General features: G+C 70.4%; 14 protein-coding genes. 6 read left to right on the top strand and 8 right to left on the bottom strand.

Annotated features, from left to right (window positions below; genetic code table 11):
• Window positions 1–117 precede the first annotated feature (117 nt).
• Genes ACFP2T_RS35665 through ACFP2T_RS35655 form a run of 3 tightly spaced genes read right to left on the bottom strand, consistent with a single transcriptional unit; the run spans window position 118 to window position 3547 of the window.
• Window positions 118–879, bottom strand: coding sequence for a succinate dehydrogenase/fumarate reductase iron-sulfur subunit (locus ACFP2T_RS35665; RefSeq protein ID WP_377429730.1), 762 nt, complete (start codon window positions 877–879; stop codon window positions 118–120).
• Complete coding sequence (locus ACFP2T_RS35660; RefSeq protein ID WP_377429727.1) at window positions 876–2813, bottom strand: fumarate reductase/succinate dehydrogenase flavoprotein subunit; 1938 nt, start codon at window positions 2811–2813, stop codon at window positions 876–878. The genes ACFP2T_RS35665 and ACFP2T_RS35660 overlap by 4 nt, the downstream gene beginning before the upstream one ends.
• A gap of 2 nt (window positions 2814–2815) precedes the next feature.
• Entirely contained in the window at window positions 2816–3547 is a 732-nt protein-coding gene (locus ACFP2T_RS35655) for a succinate dehydrogenase cytochrome b subunit (protein WP_377429724.1), read from the bottom strand.
• Between the two features lie 29 nt (window positions 3548–3576).
• Here ACFP2T_RS35655 and ACFP2T_RS35650 point away from each other — a divergent pair, with 29 nt between their 5' ends.
• A complete protein-coding gene (locus ACFP2T_RS35650) occupies window positions 3577–4512 on the top strand; it encodes a LysR family transcriptional regulator (RefSeq protein ID WP_377429722.1) in 936 nt (311 codons plus the stop codon).
• Window positions 4513–4520: 8 nt separating this feature from the next.
• On the opposite strand, the gene ACFP2T_RS35645 is transcribed toward ACFP2T_RS35650, so the two are convergent.
• Entirely contained in the window at window positions 4521–4862 is a 342-nt protein-coding gene (locus ACFP2T_RS35645) for an MmcQ/YjbR family DNA-binding protein (RefSeq protein ID WP_377429719.1), read from the bottom strand.
• 149 nt (window positions 4863–5011) lie between these two features.
• Here ACFP2T_RS35645 and ACFP2T_RS35640 point away from each other — a divergent pair, with 149 nt between their 5' ends.
• A complete protein-coding gene (locus ACFP2T_RS35640) occupies window positions 5012–5977 on the top strand; it encodes a zinc-binding dehydrogenase (protein ID WP_377429717.1) in 966 nt (321 codons plus the stop codon).
• A gap of 60 nt (window positions 5978–6037) precedes the next feature.
• On the opposite strand, the gene ACFP2T_RS35635 is transcribed toward ACFP2T_RS35640, so the two are convergent.
• A complete protein-coding gene (locus ACFP2T_RS35635) occupies window positions 6038–7669 on the bottom strand; it encodes a GMC oxidoreductase (protein WP_377429714.1) in 1632 nt (543 codons plus the stop codon).
• Between the two features lie 669 nt (window positions 7670–8338).
• Between ACFP2T_RS35635 and ACFP2T_RS35630 the strand changes: the two genes are divergently transcribed.
• The 3 genes from ACFP2T_RS35630 (at window position 8339) to ACFP2T_RS35620 (ending at window position 13576) form a co-directional block, all read left to right on the top strand.
• Window positions 8339–12028 carry an nSTAND1 domain-containing NTPase gene (locus ACFP2T_RS35630; RefSeq protein ID WP_377429711.1) on the top strand — a complete coding sequence of 1230 codons (3690 nt, stop codon included), beginning with the start codon at window positions 8339–8341 and terminating at the stop codon, window positions 12026–12028.
• A gap of 100 nt (window positions 12029–12128) precedes the next feature.
• The gene (locus tag ACFP2T_RS35625) at window positions 12129–12677 is read left to right on the top strand and encodes a cytidine/deoxycytidylate deaminase family protein (protein ID WP_377429708.1); all 549 of its coding nucleotides are present in this window, start codon (window positions 12129–12131) and stop codon (window positions 12675–12677) included.
• On the top strand, window positions 12674–13576 hold the full coding sequence (locus ACFP2T_RS35620; protein ID WP_377429706.1) for a CPBP family intramembrane glutamic endopeptidase: 903 nt from the start codon (window positions 12674–12676) through the stop codon (window positions 13574–13576). The genes ACFP2T_RS35625 and ACFP2T_RS35620 overlap by 4 nt, the downstream gene beginning before the upstream one ends.
• 47 nt (window positions 13577–13623) lie before the next feature.
• Here ACFP2T_RS35620 and ACFP2T_RS35615 read toward each other — a convergent pair whose 3' ends face one another.
• Entirely contained in the window at window positions 13624–14253 is a 630-nt protein-coding gene (locus ACFP2T_RS35615) for a DUF899 domain-containing protein (RefSeq protein WP_377429704.1), read from the bottom strand.
• Between the two features lie 228 nt (window positions 14254–14481).
• Here ACFP2T_RS35615 and ACFP2T_RS35610 point away from each other — a divergent pair, with 228 nt between their 5' ends.
• On the top strand, window positions 14482–15462 hold the full coding sequence (locus ACFP2T_RS35610) for an ankyrin repeat domain-containing protein (protein ID WP_377429701.1): 981 nt from the start codon (window positions 14482–14484) through the stop codon (window positions 15460–15462).
• Window positions 15463–15489: 27 nt separating this feature from the next.
• Here the strand turns inward: ACFP2T_RS35610 and ACFP2T_RS35605 are convergent, their stop codons facing one another.
• On the bottom strand, window positions 15490–16272 hold the full coding sequence (locus tag ACFP2T_RS35605) for an amino acid ABC transporter ATP-binding protein (RefSeq protein ID WP_377429699.1): 783 nt from the start codon (window positions 16270–16272) through the stop codon (window positions 15490–15492).
• Window positions 16265–17065, bottom strand: a complete 801-nt coding sequence (locus ACFP2T_RS35600; protein ID WP_377429697.1) for an amino acid ABC transporter permease — start codon at window positions 17063–17065, stop codon at window positions 16265–16267. Before ACFP2T_RS35600 ends, ACFP2T_RS35605 begins: the two co-directional genes overlap by 8 nt.
• Window positions 17066–17109 lie beyond the last annotated feature (44 nt).

Here is a 17109-nt window from a genome sequence, read left to right as displayed (position 1 = left end):
TGTCGATCGGTAACCATAGGCGAATTTGTCTCGGTTCGCGCTCCGGCGCGGGCCCGTCGACGGGTCGGAGACGTGGTTGCGTGTCGCTTTTGTACCAATCGACCGGTGGATCGGGGGTCAGGTTCCCGGGGCGCCGTCGCGGTCGCGGGTGGCCTTGAGATAGTCACGGTTCAGCCGTCCGATGCTGGTCAGCGGGATCCCCTTCGGACAGACCGCCGTGCACTCGCCGATGTTGGTGCAACCGCCGAAGCCGGCCGCGTCGTGTGCGTCGACCATCCCGACTACCCGGGTGGAACGCTCCGGCTGGCCCTGTGGCAGCAGGCTCAGGTGGGTCACCTTCGCCGCGGTGAAGAGCATCGCCGAGCCGTTCGGGCAGGCCGCGACGCAGGCGCCGCAGCCGATGCAGGCGGCCGACTCGAAGGCCGCGTCCGCGTCCGACTTGCGGACCAGCTGGGCGTGCGCCTCCGGGGCGCTGCCGGCCGGCGCGGTGATGTACCCACCGGCCGCGATGATCTGGTCGAAGGCGGTCCGGTCCACCACGAGGTCCTTGACCACCGGGAACGCCTTGGCCCGCCAGGGCTCGATGTCGATCGTCTGGCCGTCGGCGAAGTGTCGCATGTGGAGCTGACAGGCCGTGGTGGCCCGTTCCGGCCCGTGCGCCACGCCGTTGATGACCATGCCGCAGGCGCCGCAGATGCCTTCCCGGCAGTCGTGGTCGAAGGCGACCGGCTCCTCGCCGTCGAGGGTGAGCCGCTCGTTGAGCACGTCCAGCATCTCCAGGAACGACATGTCGGGGGAGACGTCCGGAACGGGATAGCTCACCATCCGGCCGGGGTCGTCCGGCCCGGACTGCCGCCAGATCCGCAGGGTGAGGTTCACTTGTAACTCCGCTGGGTGGGGTGTACGTACTCGAAGTTCAGGTCTTCCCTGTGCAGCACCGGTGGGCGGTCGGCGCCGGTGAACTCCCAGGCGGCCACGTAGCTGAAGTGGTCGTCGTCGCGTTGCGCCTCGCCCTCGGCGGTCTGGCTCTCCGCCCGGAAGTGCCCGCCGGCCGACTCGGTGCGGTGCAGCGCGTCGACGCACATCAGCTCGGCCAGTTCGAAGAAGTCGGCGACCCGGCCGGCCTTCTCCAACGCCTGGTTGAGCCCCTCGCCGTCGCCGGGGACCCGGACCCGCTGCCAGAACTGCTCCCGGAGGCTGCGGATCTCGGCCAGTGCCTTGCGCAGCCCGGCGTCGCTCCGTTCCATTCCACAGTGGTCCCACATGATCTGGCCCAGCTCGCGGTGGAACGAGTCGACGGTCCGGTCACCGTTGCAGGCGAGCAGCCGGGCCAGCCGGTCGGCGACGTCGTCCCGGGCCGCCACCACCTCCGGGTGGTCGTCGGTCAGCGGCTCGAACGGGCCGGCGGAGAGGTAGTCGGCGATGGTGCTGGGCAGCACGAAGTAGCCGTCGGCCAGGCCCTGCATCAGCGCCGATGCGCCGAGCCGGTTGGCGCCGTGGTCGGAGAAGTTCGCCTCGCCGATGACGAACAGTCCGGGGATGGTGGACTCCAGGTCGTAGTCGACCCACAGGCCGCCCATCGTGTAGTGCACCGCCGGATAGATCCGCATCGGCACCTCGTACGGGTCCTCGCCGGTGATCCGCTGGTACATCTCGAAGAGGTTGCCGTACCGGTCGGCGATGGTGGACCGGCCGAGCCGGTCGATCGCGTCGGCGAAGTCGAGGTAGACGCCGAGCCCGGTGGCGCCGACGCCCCGGCCGGAGTCGCAGACCCCCTTGGCCGCCCGGGAGGCGATGTCCCGGGGGACCAGGTTGCCGAAGGACGGGTACATCCGCTCCAGGAAGTAGTCCCGCTCGTCCTCCGGGATCTCCCGCGGTGGGCGGTCGTCGCCGGCCCGCTTCGGCACCCAGACCCGGCCGTCGTTGCGCAGCGACTCGCTCATCAGGGTCAGCTTCGACTGGTGGTCGCCGGAGACCGGGATGCAGGTCGGGTGGATCTGCGTGTAGCAGGGGTTGGCGAACAACGCGCCCTTGCGGTGCGCCCGCCAGGTGGCGGTCACGTTGCAGCCCTTGGCGTTGGTGGAGAGATAGAAGACGTTGCCGTAGCCGCCGGAGGCGAGCACGACCGCGTCGGCGTACTCGGTGGTTATCTCGCCGCTGACCAGGTCCCGGACCACGATGCCCCGGGCCCGGCCGTCGACCACGATCAGCTCCAGCATCTCGTGCCGGCTGTGCATCTCCACCCGGCCCAGCCCGATCTGCCGCTCCAGCGCCTGGTACGCCCCGAGCAGCAACTGCTGGCCCGTCTGGCCCCGGGCGTAGAAGGTCCGCTGCACCTGGGCGCCGCCGAACGAACGGGTGTCGAGCAGGCCGCCGTACTCCCGGGCGAACGGGACGCCCTGGGCCACGGCCTGGTCGATGATCTCCACTGACACCTCGGCGAGCCGCCGTACGTTCGACTCCCGGGACCGGAAGTCGCCGCCCTTGACCGTGTCGTAGAAGAGCCGCTGGATCGAGTCGCCGTCGTTGCGGTAGTTCTTGGCCGCGTTGATGCCGCCCTGGGCGGCGATCGAGTGGGCCCGGCGCGGGCTGTCCTGGTAGCAGTAGGACTTGACCCGGTAGCCCAGCTCGCCCAGGGTGGCGGCCGCCGAGCCGCCGGCCAGCCCGGTGCCGACCACGATCACCGTGAGCTTGCGCCGGTTGGCCGGGTTGACCAGCTTGGCGCCGAACCGGCGGCGCTGCCAACGGGTCTCGATCGGCCCGTCCGGGGCCTTGGTGTCGGCGATCGGCTCGCCGTGGGTGAAGAGTTCCATAGTCAGCGCACCAATCCGGCGATCACGGCGAAGGGGACGACCAGGTAGCCGGCGCAGAGCGCGACGCTGAAGCCGAGGGCGACGGCGCGGGCCCGGCGCTCGCCCCGGGGAGTCTGCTGGCCGAGGCTGCGGAACGCGCTGAACATCCCGTGCCGCAGGTGGAAGCCGAGCGTCACGATCGCGACGACGTACAGCAGGGTCACGTACCAGCGCTCGGGTGCGAAGTCGGCGGCGACGTTCGCGTACGGCCGGCGCGGGTCGCCGACCGGGTTCAGGTCCCCGGTGGTCAGGTCCAGCAGGTGGTAGACGACGAAGAGAGCGATGATCACGCCGCCCCAGCGCATGGTCCGGGCCGCGTAGCTGCCCTGCACCTTGGGCCGGTGCGCGTACCGGACGGGCCGGGCGGCCCGGGCCCGCCGGGCCAGTACGGTGGCCGACCAGATGTGCGCCACCAGGGCGATGCCGAGCACCGACCGTTGGATCCACAGGTACCAGGTGTCCGGCAGTACGGGTGAGCCGATCGTCCGCAGCCAGTGCGCGTAGTGGTCGAACGACGTGGGACCGACGAAGATCTTGAGGTTGCCGAGCATGTGCGCGATGAGGAAGAGCACCAGGAGGATGCCCGTCACCGCCATCACGGCTTTCAGGCCGATGCTGGATCGGATCGGCGACCGCGTTCCTACTGCTGTCACCCGATAAACGCTAGGAGACCTCTGATTAGTCGTCCAATGCATCGAAGGCTCAGTGTCGATAGCCGTAAGCTATGCAGGTGCAGCTTCACCAGTTGAGGTACTTCGTGGCGGTGGCCGAAACCCGGCATTTCACCCATGCGGCGGACATTGTCGGCATCACCCAGCCGTCGTTGAGTAAGCAGATTCACGTCCTGGAGTCGGATCTCGGCGCCCCCCTCTTCGAGCGGGTACGCGGAAACATCGGGCTGACGGCGGCCGGCGAGGTGCTGCTGCCGCTCGCCAAGCGGATCCTCGCCGACGTCGACACCGCCCGGCGGGAGGTCCAGGAACTCGTCGGGGTACGGCGGGGCCGGGTTCGGCTCGGCGCCACCCCGAGCCTGGCCACCTCGCTGGCGCCGGCGGTGCTGCGCCGGTTCCGGGACGCCCATCCGAACGTCGACCTGCGGGTCGAGGAGAGCGGCTCGCAGGACCTGGTCCGCGACCTGCTGCGCGGCGAACTCGACCTGGCGTTGATCATCCAGCCGGGGCACGGCCCCGACCCGGCGCTGCGGGCCGAGCCGATCCTCCGGGACAACCTGGTGGTCGCCTCGCTGAATCCGCTGCCGATGACCGATCCGGCCGGCACGGTCCGGCTGGCCGACCTGCGGAACCAGCCGCTGGTGATGTTCCGGCAGGGCTACGACCTGCGCGACGCCACCATCGCGGCCTGCCGGGAGGCGGGCTTCGAGCCGTCGCTGGCGGTGGACGGCGGCGAGATGGACGCCGTGCTCAGCTTCGTCGAGGCGGGACTGGGCGCCGCCCTGGTACCGGGCATCGTGGTGGCGCGGCGCCCCCGCCTGTGGGTCACCCCGCTCGCCCCGCCCGGAGTGCACCGGACGATCGCGCTGGCCCGACGGCGGGAGGCGGAGCCGACCCACGCCGCACGGGCGTTCCGGCGGATCCTGCTGGACTACGTCCGTACCGCCGCCGAAAACTCGACGTTGCCGGCCGGGGTCACCCCCTACTGACCCGGTCGCTACCGGCCCAGACGCTGCCGGGCGAGGAACTTGGGTACGACCATCCGCCACGCGTCGGTCACCAACTCCGTCATGTACCCGTGGTCGAGCCGGGCGAGATGACAGCAGACCCAATGGAAGCGCAGGTCGGAGGTGGGCGGCAGGAAGAAGAGGTCCGGCTCGGCCGCGATGAGCGCGGCACGTTCCTCCTTCGGGTACCCGAAGCCCATCGTCGTCTCGTCCCGGGAGAACGCGACGTAGACGATCGAGCCGACCCGGAACTTCACCCGGTCGCGGATCAGGTGCTCGGTGGTTCGCGGCAGCGTACGGGCCAGCGCTCGCACCTCGGCGACGGTAACCATGCCCGCAGGGTAGTGCGGGGGACCGACGGTCTTTCCCGACTGCGTATTGACCTCAAGTCCGCTTGACGTTCGAGACTTGGCGCAGTCGGGTGAGCGGCCGTCGACGCGCAGCCCTGCCGTCGCGGTACTGGGGCCGGAGGAGATCAGGCATGCGGGTGATCGAGGTGGCGCGGTTCGGTGGGCCGGAGGTGCTCGTGCCGGGGGAGGCTGCCGAACCGGTGGCCGCAGCCGGCGAGGTCGTGGTCGCGGTCGAGGTGGCCGAGGTGCTGTGGCTGGAGACGATGGTGCGCGGCGGGCACGGCGGCGCGGTGTTTCCGGTGCGGCCGCCGTACCGGCCCGGAGTGGGTGTGGCCGGTACCGTCGCGGCGGTCGGTCCGGGCGTCGATCCGGGCTGGGTCGGCCGGCGCGTGGTCGCGGCCACCGGCCATCAGGGCGGATACGTCGAACGGGCGGTCGTGTCGGCCGACGGTCTGGTGGCCGTACCCGACGGGGTCGACCCGCGGAACGCGGCGGCGGTGCTGCACGACGGCGTCACCGCCCTGGCACTGGCCGACATCGTCAAGTTGACCGCGGGGGACCGGGTACTGGTGACCGCGGCCGGCGGTGGCATGGGCGCCATCCTGGTCCAGCTCGCCGCCGCGGCCGGCGCCACGGTGGTGGCGGCGGCCCGGGGCGCCGCCAAGCTCGACCGGATCGGCGAACTCGGTGCCGACGTGCTGGTCGACTACTCCACGTCGGACTGGACCGACCGGGTCTGGGACGCGACCGGAGGACTCGACGTGGTGCTGGACGGCGCCGGCGGTGACTACGGACGGGCCGCGTTCGACCTGGTCAGGGCCGGCGGCCGGTTCTCGGCGCACGGCACTCCCGCCGGCGCGTTCGCCGCCGCCGACCCGGAGGTGGCGAAGGCCCGGGACATCACCGCGACCGGCATCGGGGACGTCCAGCTCAGCCCGGAGCAGTTCCGCGGCTACCTGGTACGGGCGCTCGACGAGGTGGCGGCGGGTCGGATCACCCCACTGATCGGCCAGACCTTCCCGTTGGAGCGGGCCGCCGACGCCCACGCCGCGATCGAGAACCGCACCGCGGTGGGCAAGACACTGCTGCTGATCTGAGCCGACCTCCCTTCCGGTCGGAAGGGCGGATCAGAAGACGGCGCCGGTCGGAAGGGCGGATCAGAAGACGGTGCCGACGTCGCGGGTCAGCACGTCGTCGAGGCAGCGCTCGGCGAGCGCGGCGATGGTCAGCGCCGGGTTGCAGGCCGCGGTGGAGCCGGGGATCAGGGCACCGTCCACGACGTACAGTCCGGGGTAGCCGGCCACCCGACCGAAACCGTCGCAGGCCTGGCCGAGGACCGCACCGCCGAGCGGATGGAAGGTGTACGGCTCCAGCCCGTTCATGTCGAGCAGCCCGTACGGCGCGGCGGCGGCCAGCGACAGAAGACCGTCGAGTACGCCGATCCCGGTCGGCGGCGGCAGCGGACCGGGAGCGGCCGACCCGGTGACCAACTGCCGCAGGGTGGCCCGGATCGCCCGCTGCGCGGCGAGGTCACCGTCGGGCGGCCAGATCAGCCGGACGTCGTCGGTCAGCGGAATGTACTCGAAGTGGCCGACCGGAGCGCAGATTCCGAATCCGGGTACCGGCATCGCGTGGGTCTCCACCGGGAACGGCGCCGGACCGAACTCGATGGAGACGGCGTTGTCCGGGTCGTCCCAGCGCATGACGGCGACGCTGGTCGGGCCGCCCTGGTACACCCCGGTCGGCTCGGGCACCAGCGCCCGCAGGTAGATCCGTGAGCCGTTGTTGCCCCAGTGCCGGCCGACCTGGTCGGACAGCCTCGGCAACGCCCCGCTGTCGCGGGCCCGCACCAGCATCCGGGAGGTACCCATCGAGCCGGCGGCGAGGAACAGCGCGTCGCCGGTGAGCACCACGTGCTCCAGCAGGTTGCCGTCGGTGTCGATGTGGCGGGCGCGGACGACGTACCGGCCCTGCGCGTCGGTCGACACGTCGGTCACCACATGCAGCGGCCTGACCTCGGCCAACCCGCTCGCCTCCGCCCAGGCCAGGTAGTTGCGGTCCACCGAGGTACGCGCGCCGCTGTTGATCCCGGTCAGGTATTCACCGACCGACGCCGACGGCACCGCGTCGCCGGCCAGCTCGTCCCGGACCACGGACCAGTCGCACGCCTCGTCGATCCGGCCCGCCGGCAGGCCGGCCCGGCGTGCCTGGTCGAGGAAGAGCCGGGTGCCGGCGTACCGCTGGTGGGCCAGTACGTCGTCCGGGATGGTGCCGACCCCGATCCGGGAGCGGGCCCGGGGATAGTAGCGGTCGTTCATCTCCTGGTAGTCGACCTGGGCGGGCATCACCCGGTTGAACACCGCCTCGGCGGGTTGCAGCATCACGCCGTCGACCAGGGAGAGACCGCCGACCCCGGCACCGGTGATCACGTTCATGCCCTGCCCGACGATCTTCTCGAACAGCCCCGCGTACGGCCGGTACACCGCCGGCGGCATGCCCGGGTAGACCGGCGTCGGCGTGAACCACGACGACCTGCGGTCGGGACTCAGGAACGGCGGGAACGTGTCCCCGGCCGGGGTGATCGGCCAGCGTCGGCCCCGCTCCAGCACCACACTGCGTACCCCGGCCTCGGCCAGCCGGTACGCGGCGATCGCCCCGCCGTACCCGCTGCCGATCACGATCACACGGTGGTGCTCCTCGACGGTGCGGGCGGCGGCCAGCCCGGCGGCAGCGGCGGCAACGCCCGCGGTGAGGCCCAGGAAGTCCCGGCGGGTGAGGTCGGCAGGCACGAGCGTCCCCGTCCAGTAGTAGGTCGGCGGCGGAGAGGGCGGCCCCTCGTCATGAGCAACAGTGTGACCCGTCGATGGGTACCCCGCACGGCGATCTGCCGCCTGGACGGCTTTCACGGCGTCGGTGAGGGACGGCGAAATACCGGCCCGGTGACCCTCGCACACCGGCCAAACGACGGCTCGGCTGACCGCGTCGACGGGGCCGTGGTGACCATCGCCCATTGTCGATCGGTCAGGTCGAACCGCTCCGCCATCACCGAGGCGCCCGTCTTCCGACGCCCCGAACGCGATCGGGCCGGACGGCCGGCGCAGGGTTGATGCCGGCCGTGCCCGCGCGGCGGTCAGGTTCTCACCCCGGACGATGACGTGGTCCGTTCCTGTTTGAGTGGGCCTCGTAGGATCGATCGGCGGAGATAATTACGTCTCGTGCCGTTCGGCGATTAGCAGCCGCATGAACAGTTCGACGGAAGCGTTGCGGTCGTTGCCGCGTGGCGCCGCTGTCAGCGGTGGTTGCCGGCCCGGGACGCACCGGTCGGTCCTGCGTATTCGGTTCGTGTTCGGCTCTCGACTCGCTTGGCAGATCGATCAACGTCGAACAGTGACCTTGGAGAAGTGGACGGGAGTAAAGTGCCGCGACCTGAGAAGCCGATCTGTGCGAACGACGGGCCCGTGCAGCGCTTTGCCGCGCAACTGCGCCGACTGCGGGAGGAGGCGGGGCGACCGGGGTACCGGGAGTTGGCGCGGCGGGCGCACTTCGCCCCGGCGACCCTCTCCGAGGCTGCGGCGGGGCGACGATTTCCGACCCTGCCGGTGACATTGGCGTACGTCGAGGCGTGTGGTGGAGACCGGACGGTGTGGGAGGCGCGCTGGAAGGCCGCCACCGCCGCCCTGGAGGAAGTACAGCCCGAGCCGGCCGGTGAGCCGGTGGGCGGTGGGCGGCTGCGCCCGTACCGGGGGTTGGCCGCGTACCAGCCGGAGGACGCCGAGTGGTTCTTCGGCCGTGAGCGCCTGGTCGGAGATGTACTGGCGAGACTGGGGCGGCGACGGTTTCTGGCGGTGTTCGGCCCGTCCGGTAGCGGAAAGTCGTCGCTGTTGCGGGCGGGGTTGCTTCCGGCCGTACGCGATGGTCAGTTGTCCGACGGGCAGAAGTGGCCGGCGATACTGATGACCCCAGGCGACCACCCGCTCGCCGAACTTGCCGCTCGGCTGGCTCGCCAGGCCGGCATCTCGGCCGGTGCGGTGTTGGACGATCTTCGGGTTGATCCGTCCCGGGCGCACCTGATCCTGAGGCAGGCGCTGGCCGGCGACCCGGATCGAGTCGAACTGCTGCTGCTGGTGGACCAGTTCGAAGAGCTTTTCCTGCTCTGTCAGGACGTCGACGAGCGCACGGCGTTCGTGACCGCCCTGCTGGCCCTGGCATTCGACCAGGGGAGCCGGGCGCGGGTGGTGCTGGGGGTCCGGGCCGATTTCTATGCCCGGTGCGCCGACTACCCGGCACTCGTGGAGGCGCTCACGGACAGCCAGGTCCTGGTAGGACCGATGACCGCCGTCGAGGTGCGGGACGCGGTCACGAAGCCGGCCGAGCACGCCGGCCTGAAGGTCGAGTCCGCTCTGGTGGCCATCATCGTGGCCGAGGTGGCGGGGCGGGTCGGAGTGCTCCCGGTGGCCTCGCACGCGTTGCTGGAGGCATGGCGGCGTCGACGTGGCAGCATCGTGACCCTGGCCGGATACGAGGCTGCCGGTGGGGTCGAGGGCGCTCTCACCCAGACGGTCGAGCGGGTCTACGACGACTTCGACGAGAGTCAGCGTCGCCGGTTGCGGGAGATGCTGTTACGGATGGTGGAGGTCGGAGCGGACGGTGAGGTGGCCCGACGCCGGGTCGAGCTGTCGGAGCTGGGCGATGAGCTGTCCAGGGACCACCTGCTGGACCGGTTGGCGGCGGCGCGACTGGTCACGGTGCAGGACAGGTCGGTGGAGATCGCCCACGAGGCGCTGCTGTCCGCGTGGCCCCGGCTGCGTGAGTGGTTGGACGAGGACCGCGATGGCCTGCGGCTGCACCGCCAGTTGACCCAGGCCGCCGCCACGTGGGTGTCGCTGAACCGTGACGCGGGGGCCCTGTACCGGGGGCTCCGCCTCTCCCTTGCGATGCAGTGGACGAACCGCACCCGGGTCATGCTCTCCCCGATCGAGCGGCGCTTCCTGGAGGCCAGCCGCATCGCTGGTCTCCGCGCCGGCCGGCGCCGACAACGACGGATGTGGACGGCCACGGCCAGCCTGGTCTCCGTGCTCGTGGTGTTCAGCGTCCTGGCGGGAGCGGCGGTGGGGCAGGCCGAGCAGGCGGAAGACGGTCGGGACCTGGCCTCGTCACGCCGACTGGCCGCCACCGCTCGCGCGCAACTCGATCTGGATCACGAGTTGGCGTTGCTGTTGGCCCGGGAGGCGTACGCGGTCAAGCCCACCCCCGAGGCCGAGGTCGTACTCCGACAGGCAACCCTCGTGGCTCGGAGCACGAGGGTCTGGATGATGCGAGACCGAAACGTGGGCGGGTTGGCATTCAGTCCGGACGGCCAGCGACTGGTCACCACCGGCGGCTCGGAGGTACAGGTAAGGAACGTTCGGAACCTCGCCGAGTCCACGACTCTCGCCTCATCCCTCTGGGAATCGGCCCCGATCGTCGATGCGGCACTGGTACCGGGCGGGCAGCGGATGACCGTCGCCACCGGCGATGGACGACTGTTGTTGGTGGACCTGGTGAACCCTTTCGGTCCCGTCACACTGGCGCAGAGGACCAGCCCGGGACTGGCGCTGGCGATCAGTCCGGACGGGCGGCGGTTCGGCGTGGGTGGCCCCGACGGCACCGTCCGGATCTCGGGCACCGTCGAGCGCGGTGACACGGTGGTCCTTCGCGGCACGACGGAACTGGCCCACAAGATCGTGTTCAGCCCGTACGGTGGGCGGGTGGCCGTCAGCGGAGCCGACGGGTCGGTACGCGTGTGGGACACCAACCGGCCGGACATCCCGACGGCGCTTCCCGGGGACAGTCCGGTGACCGACGTGGCGTTCAGCTCGGACGGCCGGCTGGCCGTCGCCGACAGCACCGGCAGAGTCCGGATCTGGGATCCCGCCGCGGCGCGAGCACTCGTCTCCTTCACCGCCCATCCCGCAGTGGCGACCACGGTGGCCTTCAGCCCGGACGGCGGCTGGATCGCCACGGGCGGAGATCGGGCGGCGCGCATCTGGGATTCCACCAACGCGACGCATTCCGCGACACTGCGCGGACACCGCGGTCGCATCTCCAACGTCGTGTTCAGCCCTGACGGGAAGAGCCTGGCCAGCGTCAGCACCGACGGCACCGGACGCCTCTGGGATCTGACGGAAGTGGCGCCGGTCATCCTCCGGGCCCATAGGGGACCATCCGTGGGTGCCGTGTTCGGCCCGGACAGCCGTACGGTGATCAGCGCGGGACGCGACGCCACCCTGCGCCGATGGTCTCCCGGCAGATCCGCGCCGGAGATCATCGGGACCCATGACAGGCCCTTCGTCGCCTTCGCCGCACAGTTCGGTGGACGGCGCGTCGCCACTCTCGACTCGACCGGCGCGGCACATACCTGGGACCTGAAAACAGTGGTGAGGCACTTCGCGCAGAAGTGCGACGACGCGGGAGTACGCGATTCCTACGACATGGCCATCAGCCGGGACGGCATACGTCTCGCACTGAACTGCAACACACGGTTGCGGGTGCTGAATACCTCTGCTCCCACCGGACCAAGGGTCCTGGAGCCGGTATCGCTCGCCGCCTTCAGTCCCGACGGTACGATGCTGGCCGTTTGGGGGTTCGGGCCCGTGTTGTGGGCGGACGCGGCGAATGGCAGACTCCGTCGTCTGGGCGCGCACCAGAACGTGTCGGCGTTGACGATCAGCCCGGATGGGCGGCTCGTCGCCAGTGCCAGCGAGAACGGCAGCCTACACATCTGGCCGATCGACGGCAGCGGCGGCAGGATACCGACGAGACCGCTGGAACAGCCGGGAGCGGTGCGACATCTTGCCTTCAGCCCCGACGGCAACTGGCTGGCCAGCGCTGCCGACGACGGCGTCATTCGATTGTGGAGCGTCGCGGATCCGAGTGAGCCGTTGGTGTTCGACACCGCCACCCCGCCCGCAAACAGCCTTCATTTCAGCCCTGATGGTCGGCGGTTGATCACCACCCACGAAGACGGAACAGTGCGAATTGTCGAATGTCGGGTGTGTGGACCGATCGACGACGTACTGGCAACCGCGAAAGAACGGGTGGCCCGGGAACTCACCCCCGAGGAACGGTATATCTTCCTCAGCAGGCAGTCCGGGGGCGAGCCCAGGTAGTTGCTGTCGGTACCGGGTCGCCAACGGGCTGCCGGGTAGGCAGCGTGAAGCAGCCCGTCAAGCCTTCTCCGTCCGGAGCGATCGAATCGGGAGGGAAGACGTGACTGATCAGCAGACGGTCGACCGGCGGTGGCTACAGGCGGCAGTCGACGTCTCGCGGCTCTGCCCCACCAGCGACACGGCCTACGCGGTGGGCGCGATCGTCGTCGGCCGGGACGGGACGGAGCTGGCTCGCGGGTACTCCCGGGAGACGGGCCCGTCCGTGCACGCCGAACAGCAGGCCCTGGCCAAGCTCGACGGCGCCGCGCTGGGCCTGTCCGGCGCAACCATGTACTCCTCGTTGGAGCCGTGCACCACCCGCCGCTCCTTTCACCGGACATGCACCGAGCTGATCATCGAGGCGCGGATCCGCCGGGTCGTCGTGGCAATGCGGGAGCCGCCGGTCTTCGCCGACTGCGTCGGCATCGAACTCCTCTGGGAGGCCGGCATCGAGGTGACCGTGATGTCGGAGTTCGCCGGGCAGGTCAATGCCATCAACGCTGCCGTCCTGGACACGGGCACCGCGCGGGAGCGCGGGGGCGACGCGCACGCTCACACCGATCGGAGGGTTGTCACCGCCCCGGCCTGCCGCGATGATCACAATTCGTGAACCAGGCCCTCGAACTGACCACGCACTTACTGGTCGCGACCCTGCTGGCGGCCAAACTGGTCGACGTGGTTCTGGGGGCGAAGCTCCGGAGCCGCTTCCTCCAGCAACTCGTCGCCGAACCGGGAGCGCGGGTCCGGTTCTACCGCAACTTCATCCTCAGCTCGTGGATCATGGCGGCCTTCGTTCCGGCGATCGCGTTCGCCAGCGCCGACCTGTCGGCCGCCGACCTTGGCTGGGCCTGGCCCGGCGGGGACGGCCTCGACTACCTGCTGGCGTCATATGTGCTGCTGGTGATCGGCGTCGGTGGCCTACGAGCCCGCAGCCGGATGCGCCGGGGACACACGTTTGCCGCCAGGGCCGGAACGGCCGCGCTGGTGCCGCAGAACGCGCGTGAACGCCGGCTGGCCATCTTGGTTTCGGTCACCGCCGGCATCACCGAGGAGGCGGTCTTCCGCGGCCTGCTCATCGGAGTCGGCACCCAGCTCTACCACCTGCCGCTGGCACTGGTGGCGCTGGCCAGCCTTGCGCTGTTCGTCGCGGCGCACGCCTACCAGGGTCGGCGCGGGATGCTCGGGATCACTCTGGTCGGCAGCCTGTTCACCGCGGTCTACCTGCTCTCGGGCAGCCTGCTGCTGGCGATCGTGGTGCACCTCTGCCAGGACCTGGTGGCGTTGCTGCTGGTTCCGGCCTACCCGACGGTCCCGCAGACCACGATCAGCGCCCGCACCGGTACCGAGACCGAGACCGGTGCCGGGACCGAGGCCGGTGCCGGGACCGAGGCCGGGACCGCCGATGAAGCCGCCGGGAACGCGCAGGACGCTCCTGTCCCGAAGACCGACGCGGTCGCCGCCCAACCGGCGACCGCGCTGCCCGGCGTACGGGCGCCGTTCCCCGGCTGACACTCGTAACGTGCCGAGCCGGGGAACGGAATCCGTCCGGCTCCGCACTATCCGTAGGTGGGGTGCTGCGGCCAGCCGGGCGGGGAGTCCTCCCAGTCCTCCTGGCGGCCGTACGGGGACAGGTCGAGGATGCTGTTGACGAAGACGAGCCGGTCGACGCCGCGTGAGGTGGTGCCGTACGTCCGGTAGACGTCCTCGCCGTCGCGCAGGAACACACTGAGCATGAAGCCCCGACCGGCACCACAGTCGTCAGCGAACGACGTCCCGTGCGACGACACGAACGGCACCGTCCAGCCCATCCGCGCCTTGTACGCCTCGATCTGGGCGAGCGGCATGTTCGACACGGTCATCCAGGTGATCCCGCGCTCGGCCAGCGCGGCCGGTGCCGCCTCGGGAACGTTCCTGGTGAACCAGGTGCAGCCCGGGCAGTAGTGGTCCGGCCCGTTGTCCATGAACTGGTAGACCACCAGCTCCCGCCGGCCTTCGAACAGGTCGAGCAGGGTCCTGGGGCCGGTTGGTGTGTCGAAGACGTACCCGTTGCTGAACTTGACCATCGGGAGGCGGCGACGACGCGCGGCGAGCGCGTCCAGCGCGCGGGTGGCTTCCTTCTCGGCCTTGAGCAGATCCTCTCGGGCCTGCTGCCACTCCTCGGCCGGCACAATCCTCGGTTTCTCCATCCGCCGATGATGCCCCGGGGGACCGACAGAAGTTCCGCGCGCAGGCGCCTGTCCGCCCCGGCAGAGCCGATATTCCAGCCTGACCCAGAAGTCGGTCTCGTCCGCCCGTCACCTCCACCGACCGACGCTCCGCGATAATGTCGGTGCCCCGAGCCAGGATCGTACGGACGGGGTGACGCCGCTGTCCCGTCCCGTCGGTTCGAGGATGTGACACGGGGAGGTCTGGGCGTGGCTGACACTGATGGATGGTCCCTCATGGGCTGGCGATCGTGGTCAGAGCTGGCCGAGGTCCGCGCCCGGCTCGCCGCCGGCGCCGACCCGGACGGGGACGTACGGGGCCGGGGAGGACCATTGCACGCGGCGGCCGAATGGGGCTCCGCCGAGGTGGTCGCCGAACTGGCGAGTCTCGTCGAGGACGTCGACGTGGAATACGCCGGCCGCACCGCCCTGTGGATCGCGGTCCAGGCCGACCGGCCCGAGAACGCCCGCGTACTCCTCGCGGCCGGTGCGGACCCGTGGCGGCCGATGATGGCCGGGTGGTCGCCGGGACGGCTGAGCCTGGCCAGCCGGACCCCCGATCTCTTTCCGGTCCCGTCCGGGGTTCCCGGTCTCTCGCCGGCCGAGTCCGCCGCCGTCACCGACGCCCACCGCCTGCTCGACGCGCTCGGCGACTTCTACTACGAGGGCCTGAGCCTGTGCTGCGTGGCCGGCATCGACGCGGCCGAGGCCGTACGGCGGCTGGAGGCCACGGTCATCGAGACCGACGACGATCCGGAGTCGGTCATGGAGGAACTGTCCGATCGCTCGTCGAACGGGAATGCGCTGTTGACCGTCGGTGTCACCGATGTGCCGGGTGGCTGCGTCGTCAGCCAGCCGTGGGCGTACGGAGCGTCGACACCGGGGGTGTCCAGGCGACTGTCGGCGGGGACGGTCTGCTACGCGATGTACGCCAATCCGAAGAGTGGCAACCAGGGCAGCATCTACCGGAACGGTGTGGTCGAGGACTGGGACCTGCACGCCGGCGGTGGATGGTCCAACTCCGACGAGCCGGCCGACGAGATTCTCCGCACGTACCTGTACCGGCACAAGGCCGTCGCCTACTGCTGTGCGTACGCCGGCCTGAAGCTCGCCGACGCCCGCCCGGTCACCGGGCCGCCCGACCTGTGGGTGGAACTGCCGCCTCGCAACTACTGGTCACAGAGCGACTGACCGGGCGTTGTCCGGTCGGGATTCCGCCTACAGCACCTGGGACAGGAACTGCTGGAGCCGCTCGCTGCGGGGCGCCTCGAAGAGTTCGGCGGGCGGACCGGCCTCGACCACCCGGCCACGGTCCATGAAGACGACCTGGTCCGCGACCTGCCGGGCGAAACCCATCTCGTGGGTGACGACCACCATGGTCATCCCCTGCGACGCCAGATCCGCCATCAGCGACAGCACGCCCTTGACGAGTTCCGGGTCGAGCGCCGACGTCGCCTCGTCGAAGAGCATCACCCGGGGCGACATCGCCAACGCCCGCGCGATGGCCACCCGCTGCTGCTGGCCCCCGGAGAGTCGGCCGGGCCGGACGTCGGCCTTGTGCCGCAGGCCGACCACGTCGAGCTGGTGTAGCGCCAGCTCGGTCGCCTCGTCCCGGGAGAGCTTCCTGAGCTGCCGCAGGGCGAGGGTGACGTTCCGCAGCACCGTCATGTGCGGGAACAGGTTGAACTGCTGGAACACCATGCCGATCCGCTGGCGCAGCGCGTCGGGGTCCTGGTCCAGCACGCTCACCCCGTCGAGCAGGACGTCGCCCTGGTCGGGTTCCAGCAGCCGGTTGATCGTCCGCAGCAGGGTGGACTTCCCCGACCCCGAAGGGCCGATCACGCAGGCGGTCTCGCCGCGTCCGACCTCGAGGTCGATGCCGCGCAGGACCTGGTTGCGCCCGAAGGCCAGGTGTACGTCCCGGGTCGCCACGCTGACCGATTCGTAGCCGGTGCCGGTCAGCGCCGTCCCGACCCCGCTCGACTGGCTACGGTCAGGCATGCGACGCCCCTCTCCCGGTGGCGGGTAGCGCGGTCTCGCCGGCCAGCGCCACCGGATCGTCGGAATCGGAATCGGAGTCCGGGCCGGCGGTCCGCCCGTCCCGTAGCCGCCGGTCGACCCAGTTGACCAGGTGGGTCAGCGGCACCGTGATGGCCAGGTAGAAAATCCCGGCGAGCAGCAGCGCCGACTCGTTGCCGGTGTTCGCGGCGTAGTCCTGGCCGATCCGGAACAGCTCCCGCTGACTGGCGACCAGGCCGAGGAAGTACACCAGGCTGGAGTCCTTGATCAGGGCGATCAGCTGGTTGACCCAGGCCGGCAGGACCCGGCGTACGCCCTGCGGGATGATCACCAGACGCATGGCGGCGCCGTGGGAGAGCCCCAGCGCCCGGGTCGCCTCCAGTTGGCTGGCCTCCACACTCTGGATGCCGGACCGGAAGATCTCCCCGATGTACGCCGCCGCGATCAGCGACAGCGCCAGGATGCCCAACGGGTACGGGTTGGGGCCCCACCAGGCGAGCCCGAGGGGCGCCAACCCGACCCCGATCAGCAGGATGGTGACGGCGGCCGGCAGGCCCCGGAACACGTCCGTGTAGATCCGGGCCGGCCAGCGCAGCCAGCGGGTCCGGGACAGGCCGGCGATGGCCAGGAGCATGCCGAGCAGCGTTCCCAGGATGGCCGAGATGAGGGCCAGCAACAGGGTGTTGCGCAGGCCGACCGTCAGCATCTCGGGCAGTGCCTCGCGCATCGACTCCAGGTCGAAGAACGTTTCCCACAACGTTCTCAGGGTTTCCATCGCCTCGCCTCTGGTCGTCTCGGATCCGTCCGTCGGCAGCCCGC

The sequence above is a fragment of the Plantactinospora solaniradicis genome (assembly GCF_042658085.1).
GTDB classification, from domain to species: Bacteria; Actinomycetota; Actinomycetes; order Mycobacteriales; family Micromonosporaceae; genus Plantactinospora; species Plantactinospora solaniradicis.
This window is presented reverse-complemented; position numbering and strand designations above follow the sequence as displayed.